The 13544-nt window shown below is 63.3% G+C and carries 7 protein-coding genes and 1 tRNA gene; 5 read left to right on the forward strand and 3 right to left on the reverse strand.

The annotated features are described in order from the left end of the window. Window positions 1–59: 59 nt before the first annotated feature. A complete protein-coding gene (gene cmk / locus NKI97_RS17710) occupies window positions 60–710 on the reverse strand; it encodes a (d)CMP kinase (protein WP_352448426.1) in 651 nt (216 codons plus the stop codon). 273 nt (window positions 711–983) lie between these two features. Then, a complete protein-coding gene (gene aroA / locus NKI97_RS17715; protein ID WP_352835585.1) occupies window positions 984–2342 on the reverse strand; it encodes a 3-phosphoshikimate 1-carboxyvinyltransferase in 1359 nt (452 codons plus the stop codon). 194 nt (window positions 2343–2536) lie between these two features. Between aroA and NKI97_RS17720 the strand changes: the two genes are divergently transcribed. Next, the gene (locus NKI97_RS17720; protein ID WP_023676282.1) at window positions 2537–2926 is read left to right on the forward strand and encodes a TIGR02300 family protein; all 390 of its coding nucleotides are present in this window, start codon (window positions 2537–2539) and stop codon (window positions 2924–2926) included. A gap of 163 nt (window positions 2927–3089) precedes the next feature. Continuing rightward, window positions 3090–3165 (forward strand) — tRNA-Ala (locus tag NKI97_RS17725). 226 nt (window positions 3166–3391) lie between these two features. On the opposite strand, the gene NKI97_RS17730 is transcribed toward NKI97_RS17725, so the two are convergent. Continuing rightward, window positions 3392–3694, reverse strand: coding sequence for a hypothetical protein (locus NKI97_RS17730; protein ID WP_352835588.1), 303 nt, complete (start codon window positions 3692–3694; stop codon window positions 3392–3394). 287 nt (window positions 3695–3981) lie between these two features. Between NKI97_RS17730 and NKI97_RS17735 the strand changes: the two genes are divergently transcribed. From NKI97_RS17735 to NKI97_RS17745, 3 genes are all read left to right on the forward strand, one after another. Next, the gene (locus tag NKI97_RS17735; RefSeq protein WP_352747284.1) at window positions 3982–9693 is read left to right on the forward strand and encodes a HAMP domain-containing protein; all 5712 of its coding nucleotides are present in this window, start codon (window positions 3982–3984) and stop codon (window positions 9691–9693) included. 52 nt (window positions 9694–9745) lie between these two features. Continuing rightward, a complete protein-coding gene (locus tag NKI97_RS17740) occupies window positions 9746–11812 on the forward strand; it encodes a PAS domain-containing hybrid sensor histidine kinase/response regulator (RefSeq protein WP_352835590.1) in 2067 nt (688 codons plus the stop codon). A 146-nt stretch (window positions 11813–11958) separates the two neighbouring features. Continuing rightward, the gene (locus NKI97_RS17745; protein ID WP_352835593.1) at window positions 11959–13458 is read left to right on the forward strand and encodes a helicase HerA domain-containing protein; all 1500 of its coding nucleotides are present in this window, start codon (window positions 11959–11961) and stop codon (window positions 13456–13458) included. Window positions 13459–13544: the final 86 nt, after the last annotated feature.

Genomic DNA, 13544 nt, shown 5'->3' on the forward strand with positions numbered 1-13544 from the left:
ATACCCGATATGGGAAGTCTTTTTGTCGCCGGCAATCGGCGGCGGCAGGAAAACCCGGCTCAGGCTTCGTTTCTCTTGGCCAGGACATCGTCGATGATCGCCTGAGCTGCCAGAAACGCGGCTTCTATAGCCATTTCCGACGTGTCGAGCAAGTGCGCATCGGCGGCCGGCTTCAAGGGCGAGTCCATGCGGCCCATGTCGCGCTCGTCGCGGCGCACGATATCGGCAAGGATTTCATCGAAATTAGCGGTGCCGCCGATGCTCTCGATTTCATCCAGCCGCCGCTTTGCCCGCACTTCGGCACTGGCCGTGACATAGAGCTTCACGTCGGCATTGGGACAGACGACAGTGCCGATGTCGCGGCCGTCGAGCACCGCGCCAGGCGGTGTTCTTGCGAATGCACGCTGCTTGTCGACCAGGATGCGCCGTACCGACGGGATGACAGCCACTTTCGAGGCAGCCTCTCCGACGGCGTGTGCCGCCAGCACCGTCCGGTCGAGCTTTGCCAGATCGACCTGCCGGGCCGCGGTTTCAGCGGCCGAAACATTGTCGAGCGGCAGGCCGAGCCGGAGCAGCGCATGCGCCACCGCGCGATAGGTAAGGCCGGTGTCGAGCAGGTTCAGCCGGTAGTGATCGGCGAGTCGCCGAGCGAGGGTGCCTTTGCCGGCGCCGGCAGGTCCGTCGATGGCGATGGTGAAAGTTGAGGTCATTGGCCGCCCACCGGAATCGAAAAGCGCAATGATCCAGATAGGCGTGGCGATCCTTCGCGCCCCCCTCTGTCCTGCCCGACATCTCCCCCACTTGGGGGGAGATCGGCGGCCATCGCGGCTTTCGCCAATTGTCTACGTCGCAGGATTGAGCGGAGCGCCGAAGCTGCCAATCTCCCTCCTGGTGGGGGAGATGTCCGGCAGGACAGAGGGGGGCGCTGTCCCGCCGACGTTCCAGTTTGACCCCAACCCCCAAGGCTCTTGATTGCTATCAAGCTACTCGATCTCCGCCCCCAGCCCCGTCATCAGGCCCATGAACTCCGGAAAGCTCGTTGCGATCATCGCCTGGTCGTCGATGGTCACCGGTTTTTCCGTCGCCAGCCCCATCACCAGGAAGCTCATGGCGATGCGGTGGTCGAGATGGGTCTGGACGATGGTGCCCTGCCCGTTGGGGTGTTGGCCGAGGCCCTTACCGCCGGGTTTTCCGCGCACGACAAGCGAGGCCTCGCCTTCGCTGCAATCGACGCCGTTGAGCTTCAGCCCTTCGGCCACTGCCGACAGCCGGTCGGATTCCTTCACGCGCAGCTCTTCCAGGCCAAGCATCAGCGTTTCGCCCTCGGCGAAGCTGGCCGCCACGGCAAGCACCGGATACTCGTCGATCATCGTCGGCGCCCGTTCCGGCGGTACTGTGACGCCTTTCAGCTCGGAGTAACGCACGCGCAGGTCGGCGACGTCTTCGCCGCCTTCATTGCGGCGCTCGAGAATGTCGATCCGGGCGCCCATTTCCTGCAGCGTCAGCAGAAGTCCAGTGCGGGTCGGGTTCATCAGCACGTTTTCGATGGTAATGTCTGAGCCCGGCACGATCAGCGCCGCCACCAGCGGAAAGCCGGCCGAGGAGGGGTCGCCCGGCACCGCGATCGTCTGTCCCGTGAGCTTGCCCTGGCCTTCGATGAAAATGTGGCGCACGCCGCGCTCGTCGGTCTCGACCGACAAATTGGCGCCGAACCCCTTGAGCATTTTTTCGGTATGGTCGCGCGTCATAACCGGCTCGATGACGGTGGTGATCCCCGGCGTGTTCAGCCCGGCCAGCAGCACCGCCGACTTGACTTGCGCCGATGCCATCGGCACGCGGTAGGTGATCGGCGCGGCGTGCTTGGGCCCGTGCAGCGTGATCGGCATGCGGTCGCCGGGCGTCGCCTTCAGCACCTGCACGCCCATCTGGCGGAGCGGTTCGAGCACCCGGCCCATCGGCCGGCCGGACAGCGAGGCGTCGCCGATGAAGGTGGTTTCCATGTCATAGGTGCCGACCAGGCCCATGGTGAGGCGTGAGCCCGTGCCGGCATTGCCGAAATCGAGCGGGCCTTCCGGCTGCAGCAGCGCGCCGTTGCCGGTACCGCGGATCACCCACTCAGTGCCATGCTTCTCGATATGGGCGCCCATGGCCTTCATGGCAGCGCCCGTACGCATCACATCCTCGCCTTCCAGCAGCCCGGTGATGCGGGTTTCGCCGGAGGCCAGGCCACCGAACATAAACGAGCGGTGCGAGATCGACTTGTCGCCCGGCACCCGTGCCGCGCCTGAAAGGCCAGATGATTTGCGGGCGGTGGCCTGCTTCGGGGCGGCAGTGTGCGACATGGTTCTTTCCTGGAAACGCCGGCGGCCGGCCATTTTCTGCTGGTTTGCGGGGTCTCCTATCATGGCGTACCGAAATGGTCATCCCCTTGGTATGAAGGCCTTCGAATTCAAGCTTTTTGGGACGCCGGCTTTTCGCTTTGACAGCGCCGTAAACTCTGGTTAAGGGGACCAAACTTTCATCGACGAGGCTTGCTGTGGCAAAACCCGAACTTGGCACCAAACGCATCGACCCGGAGACGGGTCGAAAATTCTATGACTTGAACAAGGACCCGATCGTCTCGCCTTACACGGGCAAGAGCTATCCGCGCTCCTATTTCGAAGAAGGCAAGATCGCCGCCCTCGAGGAGGAAGAGGAAGTTGCCGAGAAGGAAGTGGACGCCGAGGAGGAAGAGGGCGTCGAGGTCGTCTCGCTCGAAGAGGCGGACGAGGACGCGAAGGCCGACGAGCTTCCCGATCTCGGCGATGACGAAGACGACGTTGACCTTGGCGATGACGAGGATGACACGTTCCTCGCCGACGAGGAGGAAGAAGACGACGACGTTGCCGACATGATCGGCGTCGGCGAAGACGACGACGAAGTCTGAGCGAACCGCATTCGCCGGCTTTCGCGGCGCTGCCTAGAAAAAGCGGTTCTTGAAGGCTTGATATTGACTGAAGGCGGGGTTAGAAGCCGCCTTCACTAACGGCGCGGTCTAGAACCCGCGCCGGATCTCTTCGCCGGAAACGGCGCCGGTGAACTGCCGGAGTGGGGCCATAGCTCAGTTGGGAGAGCGCTTGAATGGCATTCAAGAGGTCGTCGGTTCGATTCCGATTGGCTCCACCAGTTCTCTCCGCGAAAATCAGCAGAACGCCCGCCCGTCCGGGCTGGCCGCCGCCTATCGCAGAACCCAGCTGAGACTAGTGTAATCGGCCGCTCTACTTGGGCTCGCCGATCCATTCAGAAGTAATGAGCCCGTGCCCGGTCTGTGCATGTTTCTGGCTGTGGTTTGAACCGCGAGCACCGGTCTGGACCAGGCAGCGGGCTGAAATGACGGCTGAGCAAAACGCCGTTACTTGTTGCAGTTCTGCATATCCGACGTCATGGCGCCGCTGGGGGTATTGTTGTCGGTATCGCTGCTCGCCGTATCCTTACAGCGGTCCTCCATACCGTTTGTCTGCGGCGTGGTGGCGCTCGTTGCGTTCGGATCGATCGTGTTCGGGGTAGTTGCGCTGCCAGTCCCGGTGTTGCCGCCGGAAGTGCCTGTGTTGACGCCGGTATTGGGGTCGTTACCGGTCCCGGAGCCCATGGATTGTGCCATGGCAGATGTGGCCAGGCCGATAGCAAGTAGGGATGCAGAGAGAATTTTCATCATCTTAGTGTCTCCATCGAGTTGCATCGCTATATCGCGATCTATACCAACGAGAGTTTTTTCGAGATGTTCCGTTGGGCAGAAATATTGATCGATACAATCATTATGGATCTTTGTTGCTCGTCGTTTCGTGAATGCGGCTGCGAAATTCCTGCCGCATAGCGGCAATTTCGTCTGGAACCAAATCGAGCATGCCGCGTTCTTGCGCTTGCGGGGAGTTGTGTCGGCCGCAGGGGACAGTTTCACCAGGACATTTAAGAAATCCGTGAGCTGGGAGGGGCGCTGTGAGCGTGCTTGCATCCACAAGGCAATTGGACCACCGTCAAATACTGAACGCGCTGAAGGCTTTTCGGAGCGGTGACTTCTCCGTTCGCATCGACAATATCTATTCTGGCCTCGATTCGGAGATCGCCGACACCTTCAACGAAATCGTCGAGCTCAACGATCAGGTCACGCGCGAGTTTGAGCGCCTCAGCAAGGTCGTCGGCAAGGATGGCCGGATCGGCGAACGCGGCCGTGTCCGCAACGCCACCGGCAGCTGGGAATCGAGCGTCCGTTCCGTCAACGATCTGATCGAGGACATGGTTCAGCCGACGGCCGAAGTGGCGCGCGTCATCGGCGCGGTGGCCAAGGGTGACCTGTCGCAGACGATGATGGTCGAAATCGACGGCCGGCAGCTGCGCGGCGAGTTTCTGCGCATCGGCAAGATAGTCAACACCATGGTCGGGCAACTGGCCTCCTTCGCCTCGGAAGTGACGCGCGTGGCGCGCGAGGTCGGCACCGAAGGCAAGCTCGGCGGCCAGGCCCGCGTGAAAGGTGTGGCCGGGACCTGGAAGGACCTGACCGACAACGTCAACGCGATGGCGACGAACCTGACCGGGCAGGTGCGCAACATCGCCGAGGTGACGACCGCCGTCGCTTCCGGCGACCTGTCGAAGAAGATTACCGTCGACGTGAAAGGCGAAATCCTCGAACTCAAGAACACCATCAACACGATGGTCGACCAGCTCAATTCCTTCGCCTCGGAAGTGACGCGCGTCGCGCGCGAAGTCGGTACAGAAGGCAAGCTCGGCGGCCAGGCGCGCGTCGAAGGTGTCGGCGGCACCTGGAAGGACCTGACCGACAACGTCAACCTGATGGCCGAGAACCTGACCGGCCAGGTGCGCAATATAGCCGAGGTGACGACGGCTGTGGCGCTGGGCGACCTGTCGAAGAAGATCACCGTCGACGTCAAGGGCGAGATCCTCGAGCTGAAATCGACTATCAACACCATGGTCGACCAGCTGAATTCATTTGCCGGCGAGGTGACGCGCGTCGCCCGCGAGGTCGGCACCGAGGGCAAGCTCGGCGGCCAGGCGCAGGTGCGCGGCGTCGCCGGCACCTGGAAGGACCTGACCGACAACGTCAATTCGATGGCCGAGAACCTGACCGGCCAGGTCCGCAACATCGCCGAGGTGACGACCGCCGTCGCTTCGGGCGACTTGTCGAAGAAGATCACTGTCGCCGTGCAGGGCGAAATCCTCGAGCTCAAGGACACCATCAACACGATGGTCGACCAGCTCAATTCCTTCGCTTCGGAAGTGACGCGTGTGGCCCGCGAGGTCGGCACCGAGGGCAAGCTCGGCGGCCAGGCCGAAGTGAAGGGCGTCGGCGGCACCTGGAAGGACCTGACCGATAACGTCAACCTGATGGCCGCCAACCTGACCGGCCAGGTCCGCAATATCGCCGAGGTGACGACCGCCGTTGCCCGTGGCGACCTGTCGAAGAAGATCACCGTCGACGTCAAGGGCGAAATCCTGGAGCTCAAGGATACCGTCAACACGATGGTCGACCAGCTCAATTCCTTCGCCTCGGAAGTGACGCGTGTGGCGCGCGAAGTGGGGTCGGAAGGCAAGCTCGGCGGTCAGGCGCATGTCGAGGGTGTCGGCGGCACCTGGAAGGACCTGACCGACAACGTCAACGCCATGGCCGGCAATCTGACCGTGCAGTTGCGCGACGTCTCCAAGGTGGCGACGGCAATTGCGACCGGCGATTTGACCCAGAAGATCACCGTCGATGCATTGGGCGAGATCCTGCAGATCAAGGACGTCATCAACACGATGGTCGACCAGCTGAATTCCTTCGCCTCCGAGGTGACGCGCGTGGCGCGCGAAGTCGGTTCCGACGGCAAGCTCGGCGGCCAGGCGCAGGTGCGCGGCGTTGCCGGCACCTGGAAAGATTTGACCGACAACGTCAATGCGATGGCTGCCAACCTCACCGGCCAGGTGCGCAACATCGCCGAGGTGACGACTGCGGTGGCGCTGGGCGACCTGTCGAAGAAGATCACGGTCGATGTGCGCGGCGAGATCCTCGAGCTCAAGGACACCATCAATACGATGGTCGACCAGCTGAATTCCTTTGCCTCGGAGGTGACGCGCGTTGCGCGCGAGGTCGGCACTGAAGGCAAGCTCGGCGGCCAGGCGCAGGTGCGCGGCGTTGCCGGCACCTGGAAGGATCTGACCGATAATGTGAATTCAATGGCCGAGAACCTGACCGGCCAGGTCCGCAACATCGCCGAGGTGACCACCGCTGTGGCGCGCGGCGACCTGTCGAAGAAGATCACCGTCGACGTCAAGGGCGAGATCCTGGAGCTGAAATCGACGATCAACACCATGGTCGACCAGCTGAACTCCTTTGCCGGCGAAGTGACGCGTGTCGCCCGCGAGGTCGGCACCGAGGGCAAGCTCGGCGGCCAGGCGCGGGTCGAGGGCGTCGCCGGTACCTGGAAGGACCTGACCGACAACGTCAACCTGATGGCGACGAACCTGACCAACCAGGTGCGCGGCATCGCCGATGTCGTGACCGCGGTCGCGCAAGGCAATCTCAAGCGCAAGCTGACGGTCGATGCCAAGGGCGAGATCGCCTCGCTCGCCGACACCATCAACGGCATGATCGAGACGCTGGCGACCTTCGCCGACCAGGTGACCAACGTCGCCCGCGAAGTGGGCATCGAAGGCAAGCTCGGCGGCCAGGCCCGGGTGCCCGGCGCTGCCGGCCTTTGGCGCGACCTGACCGACAACGTCAATCAGCTCGCGGCCAACCTGACCACTCAGGTGCGCGCCATCGCCGAGGTGTCGACGGCGGTGACCAAGGGCGATCTGACCCGCTCGATCAGCGTCCAGGCCTCCGGCGAGGTGGCGGCGCTGAAAGACAACATCAACGAGATGATCCGCAATTTGAAGGACCAGACGCTGAAGAATGCCGAGCAGGACTGGCTGAAGACCAATCTCGCCCGCTTCTCGCGCATGCTGCAGGGCGAGCGCGACCTGGCCACGATCTCGCGCCTCATCATGTCCGAACTCGCCCCGCTGGTGAATGCGCAATATGGCGTGTTCTATGTGACCAACCGCGACGAGGATGAATTCTATCTGGAGCTCGCCGCCTCCTATGGCGCCGAAAGCAAGGCGGAAATCAAGCAACGCCTCGATCTGCGTGAAGGGCTTGTCGGGCAGAGTGCCGCCGACAAGCGCGCCATCATGCTGGACAATGTGCCGCCGAATTTCCTGCGCGTTACCTCCGGCCTTGGCAATGCCGCGCCGGCGAACGTGATCATTCTTCCGGCTCTGTTCGAGGACGAGGTGAAGGCCGTCATCGAACTCGCCTCGTTCAGCGAATTCCGCGACACGCACCAGTCGTTCCTCAACCAGCTGATGGAATCCGTCGGCATCGTTCTCAACACCATCGCCGCCACCATGCGCACCGAAGGCCTGCTCAAGCAGTCGCAACTGCTGACCTCGGAATTGCAGGCGCGTCAGACCGAGCTGACCAAAAAGCAGGAAGAGCTGCACGCCACCAACGAGGAGCTGCAGGAAAAGGCGCAGCTGCTCGAGAACGAAAAGAAGCAGGTGGAGAACAAGAACCTGGAAATCGAGATGGCGCGGCGGGCGCTGGAGGAGAAGGCCGAGCAGCTGGCGCTTACCTCGAAATACAAGTCGGAATTCCTCGCCAATATGAGCCACGAACTGCGCACGCCGCTGAACTCGCTGCTCATCCTTTCAAACCTGCTCGCAACCAACCAGCAGGGCAATCTCAACGACAAGCAGGTCGAGTTCGCGCGCACCATCAATTCGGCCGGCACCGACCTTTTGAGCCTGATCAACGACATCCTCGACCTGTCGAAGATCGAATCGGGCACCGTCTCGATCGACATCAACGACATGCCGGTGGTGCATCTTCGCCAGCACATGGAGCGAACCTTCCGGCAGCTGGCGACCGACAAGGGGCTTGGCTTCACCATCAACGTCGATCCCGAGCTTCCGGAGACCGTCCGCACCGACGAGAAGCGATTGCAGCAGATCGTGCTCAACCTTTTGTCGAACGCCTTCAAGTTCACCTCGCAAGGCGAGGTTCGCTTGAATTTCCGGGCCGAAAAGACGGGCCGTCACAACGTTTCGGCGCAACCGATGGAGGCGCTCGCGATCGTGGTCACCGATACCGGCATCGGTATTCCGCAGGACAAGCAGAAGCTGATTTTCGAGGCCTTCCAGCAGGCCGACGGCACCACAAGCCGCAAATATGGCGGCACCGGGCTTGGGCTCTCGATCAGCCGCGAGATTGCCCGGCTGCTCGGCGGCGAATTGCGGGTCGAGAGCACGCCGGGCAAGGGTTCGACGTTCACTCTGGTCATTCCATTCGACGGACCCCGGATGGCCTTGGCCCCGCAAGCGGCGTTGCTGCCGGCGATGGAGGTGGCCGCGACGACAGCGCAGCCGAGCCCGCCGTCCTCCGAATTGCTCGATGACCGCGATACGATCTCGTCGGAAGATCGGGTCGTGCTGATCGTCGAGGACGACCCGACCTTCGGCGGTTTGCTGCTCGGCCTTGCACGTTCGGCCGGGCTGAAAGGCGTCCTGTCGACCGCGGGCTCCGGCACGCTGGCTTTGGCACGCAAGCTGGTTCCCGACGCGATTACGCTCGATCTCGGACTATCGGATATCGACGGCTGGGTGTTGTTCGATCTGCTTCGCCATGACCCGAAAACCAAGGACATTCCCGTTCATGTCATCTCGGGCGCCGAAGACATCGAGGTGCTTGCCCGCAAGGGTGCATTCAGCATTTCAACCAAGCCCGTATCGTCGGACGAACTGATGAAGGTCTTCCAGGATATTCATTCCAGAAAGCTCCGCGTCCAGAGCCGCGTCCTGATTGCCGATCCCGATCCCGAGCGCCGCCTTTCGCTGATCGAGGCGATCCGCGACGGCGTCACCTCGGTTACGGCGATCGGCCGCGTCGCGGCGAATGCGGACGAAATCGGCATCGCCAACTATGATGCCGTTGTGCTCGGCTTTGGCCGCTCGGCCAAGGACAACGCCCAGATGCTGGATGAGATTGCCATCCTGTTCGGGCAGTCGGTGTCGCGACTGCTGTTCTTTGCGCCTCATCCGGAAGCGCTGCAACAGTCGCTCGCCTTGCATCCGGCATTGGCGGATGTTCCGCGGGCGGAGAATTTCGCGCAGCTGGCTCTCCTGATGTCGGCAACACTCCCCGGGCGAGGCCACGAAAACGATGGTGCGGCAGCCGAACAGCCGGACAAATTCGACCTCGCCGGCGCAAAGGTCCTCATCGTCGACGACGACATCCGCAACATCTATTCGCTTACCAGCGTTCTCGAGACCTATGACATCCAGGTGCTGCATGCGGAGCGCGGCCGGGAAGGTATCGCGCTTCTGGAGCAGAGCCCGGACATCGATGCGGCACTGATCGATATCATGATGCCGGAAATGGATGGCTACGAGACGATGCGGCAGATCCGCAGCATGCCGGCGATCGCCCATATCCCGTTGATCTCGGTCACAGCGAAGGCAATGAAGGGCGACCGGCAGAAGTGCCTCGATGCCGGCGCCTCCGACTACATCGCCAAGCCTGTCGACCTCGATCTGCTGTTGGCATTGCTGCGTGTCTGGATCGGCCGTTCGCGATCCCGTGTCCATGGTCCGGAAAAGATGCTCATGGCAGTGAACTGACGGCCGCTCGATGCAGAAGCTATCGAGAAACGGAGCAAGGAAGCTGGAGGTCATGGCGCCGGCAGCGGGGCCGGCAAAGGCGCGCATCCTGGCCGTGGATGACGACGAGCGCAATCTGCTGGCGATCGGCGAGGTTCTGGCCCCTATCGGTGAAGTCGTCTGCGTGCAGTCGGGCGAAGAAGCGCTGCGCGCACTGCTGAAGGAGGATTTCGCAGTCATCCTGCTGGACGTGCTGATGCCCCGGCTGGATGGCTACGAGACCGCGGGATTGATCCGCCAGCGCGAGCAATCCAGGCGAACGCCGATAATTTTTCTCACCGCCATCAACAAGGAAGACGCGCACATGCTGCGCGGCTACGACGCCGGCGCGGTGGATTACGTGTTCAAGCCTTTCGACCCGGCCATGCTGCGTTCCAAGGTTGCCGTGTTCGTCGAACTTCATGAGAAGACGCTCGAAATCCAGCAAAAGGCGGCTGCCGAGCAACGGCTGCTGGCCCAGGCACTGCAGGCGCAGAAGGAAAAGCTCGAGGCCGAGCGGGCGCTGCGCAGCGCACAGGAGCGGCAGCATGCCATTTTGAGCTCTCTTCCGGTCTGCTTCCACGCAAGGGCGGCGGAGCCGCCGTTCGGCGCCAGCTTTGTCACCGAAGGGGTCGAACGCCTGACCGGCTTTCCTGCGGAACGGCTGACCGCCGATCCAGGCTTCGGCCTGAGCCGCGTTCATCCCGACGATCTGCCGAGAGTGAGGGAGGTCCTGCTCGCAGCCAAGGCCACCGGCTCCTACACCTGCGAATTCCGCTGGCAATGCGCCGACGGCAATTACCGGATTTTTCTCGACCAGGGCGTCCTGTCGAATGGCTCCGACGGCCGGAAGCCCGAGATCCTCGGCACATTGCTGGACGTTACCGAGCGGCGCGAGCTTGAGGACCAGCTGCTGCAGTCGCAGCGCCTCGACGCGATCGGCAAGCTTACCGGCGGCCTGGCGCATGATTTCAACAATCTGCTTGCCGCAATTCTCAGCGGATTGGGATTGCTCGAGCGCCATGCCGAGTTCGACGGACAGACCAGGCAGGTTCTGGAACTGACACGCCGGTCGGCAAAACAAGGCGCCGAGCTCGTCAACCGCATGCTTGCCTTCTCGCGCCGCCAGACGCTGAGGCCGCGGGCCGTGCGCCTCGCCGCGCTCGGCGATACAATGAACGGGTTGGTGGCCCCGGTCCTGGGCGGCCTGATCCGTTTCGATTGGCTTGTCGACGACACTGTGTGGCCGGCGCATGTCGATGCCAGCCAGCTGGAGCTCGCGCTGATGAACCTGGTCTTCAACGCGCGCGATGCCATGCCGTCCGGCGGCACGATAATCGTGGAGGCGCAAAATCGAACGCTAGGCAGTGCAGCCGAGGATATTTCGGCGGGCGACTATGTCGTGGTCACGGTCAAGGACACGGGGTCGGGCATACCGGCTAACATTCTCGCCAAGGTCGTCGAACCGTTCTTCACCACAAAACCGGTCGGCAAAGGCACTGGCCTCGGTCTGAGCACGGTGCATGGTTTCGTCAAGCAATCGGGCGGCACGCTTCGCATTGAAAGCACCGTCGGCAGTGGAACATCCGTCCAGCTCTGGCTGCCGCGTTCAATCGAGCGTCCGGTCGAAATCGCCGAGAAATCCGATGCCAACGACACCGTCGTGAATGCCGGCGAGGACTATCCATCGGTCCTGCTGATCGACGACAGCAACGCACTGAGGGAACTGACGGCGCAATCGCTTCGCCAACATGGCTTTGCGGTTACCTGTGCCGGGGGCGGTGCCGAAGCGCTGGCGATGATCGAGCGGGCGCCGTACGATTTCGATGTCATCGTCACCGATTTTGCCATGCCGCTGGTCTCGGGCCTGGAGGTCATTCGGTTCGCCCGCAATCTGCGGTCCGATTGGCCGGCGGTGATGATAACGGGATATGCCGATGCCGACGCGATCGCCGACCGGCCCCCCGACGTGCCGCTGCTCGGCAAACCGCTGCGCGAAAAGGACCTGATGGAGAGCATTCTTGCGGCGGCCGCGCGCGCCGGCTCGCAGAAAGCCAGGCAGGCCCACCCGGTGAAAGGCGGGTACCGCTTTTCGACCTGAAGAGACAAGCCTCATCGAATCGAAACGGTTCCGTATCCTCGATCGTCCGCGACATCCAGCCTGTGCGCAACACGGAGCGCCGGCCATGGCGCGCTCGACGGGCTGTGATGCGGTTGATAAGCCCTCTCCGCAAGGAGACTCGAGACATGACCGTTGCGATCGAGATGGGCCAGACGAGCGCAGGCGCCCCGGCGGCGCTGGATCTTGAGGAACTGCTGGCGACGCGGCTTCTGGTGCAGGGCAATTCGGGCTCCGGCAAGTCCCACCTGCTGCGCCGGCTCTTGGAGCAGAGCGCGCCCTGGGTGCAGCAGACCATCATCGACCCCGAAGGCGACTTCGTGACGCTGGGCGACCGTTTTGGCCATCTGGTGATCGACGCCGAGGAGCATACCGAGCGCGGCCTGCAGAGCGCCGGCGAGCGGGCGCGCATCCACCGCGTCTCCACGGTGCTCAATCTCGAGGGGCTCGACACCGAGAACCAGATGCGGCGCGCCGCCGCCTTCCTCGGCGGGCTTTTCGAGGTCGCCCGCGACCACTGGTACCCGATGCTGGTGGTGGTGGACGAGGCGCAGCTGTTCGCGCCGGCCGTCGCCGGCGAGGTTTCGGACGAGGCACGCAAGCTCTCGCTCGGCGCCATGAGCAATCTGATGTGCCGCGGCCGCAAACGCGGGCTGGCCGGGATTATCGCCACCCAGCGGCTGGCCAAGCTCGCCAAGAACGTCGCCGCCGAGGCTTCCAATTTCCTCATGGGCCGGACTTTTCTCGACATCGACATGGCGCGCGCCGCCGACCTTCTCGGCATGGAGCGGCGCCAGGCCGAGGCCTTTCGCGACCTCGAGCGCGGGCAGTTCATGGCGCTCGGCCCGGCGCTGTCGCGCCGTCCGCTCGGCTTGCGCATCGGCCCGACAGATACAAGCCCGCGCAACGCGACCCCGCGCCTGATGCCGCTGCCGGAATCGGCGTTGGAGGATGCCCGCGCGATCATCCTGGCGGCGCCGCCGCCGGAAACCGTGCGGCCGCAGCGCCGCTCGTCGCCGGACCTGCTCGATCAGCTGATGGCAGCAAAATCGGCGGCGCTGGAAATCCGCCCCGAAGCGGTGGAGCCGCCGATCAGCGCCGAGGATTTGGCGGAGCGGCGCGAGCGCGTCGACCGGGTGCTGCGCGCCGTGCTGGCGCAACCCGATGCCGGCTTCCGGGTCATCGGCGTGCTTTATCAGGAGTTCGTGGTCCGCTGCCGCATCGAGGGCCTCGCCTCGGTCGTGCCGGACCTGCCCGAGTTCCGCCGCATGCTGACCCGCGCCCGTGCCGGCCTCGGCTCCGACATGGCAGGCGACGACGCCTGGCAGGACGTCTCGGCGCGCGCCTCGCTGCTGCCCGAGGACATGCAAGGCGTGTTCATGATGATCGCTCGCGCCGCCAAGGAGGGCTGGCCCTGCCCGAGCGACGCGGCAATCGCTCGCGCCTACGGCTCGCACTCGCTACGCCGCGCCCGGCGCCTGCTGAGCTATATCGAGGAACAGGGCCTGATCGTCTGCCAGCTGGATGGGGTTGGCCGGCGGACGGTGACACTCGTCGAACTGGCCTGGGCGACGGCACCGGGCGACCCCAATGCGGAGGAGGTGGTGCAGGGGAGGGTGGCTGTTTAATTGGGGTGGTTTAGGCCAAAACTGACGTTACTCAACATCAGCAAAGCGCCATATCCGGACCTTGCCAGTGATGCCGTGAATGTTAA

The organism is Mesorhizobium sp. M0296, from assembly GCF_040321675.1.
GTDB lineage: Bacteria > Pseudomonadota > Alphaproteobacteria > Rhizobiales > Rhizobiaceae > Mesorhizobium.

Coding starts and splice junctions, on each gene's coding strand:
- cmk (WP_352448426.1), bottom strand. CDS start 710: ATGACCTCAACTTTCACCATCGCCATCGACGGACCTGCCGGCGCCGGC.
- aroA (WP_352835585.1), bottom strand. CDS start 2,342: ATGTCGCACACTGCCGCCCCGAAGCAGGCCACCGCCCGCAAATCATCT.
- NKI97_RS17730 (WP_352835588.1), bottom strand. CDS start 3,694: ATGATGAAAATTCTCTCTGCATCCCTACTTGCTATCGGCCTGGCCACA.
- NKI97_RS17740 (WP_352835590.1), top strand. CDS start 9,746: ATGGCGCCGGCAGCGGGGCCGGCAAAGGCGCGCATCCTGGCCGTGGAT.
- NKI97_RS17745 (WP_352835593.1), top strand. CDS start 11,959: ATGACCGTTGCGATCGAGATGGGCCAGACGAGCGCAGGCGCCCCGGCG.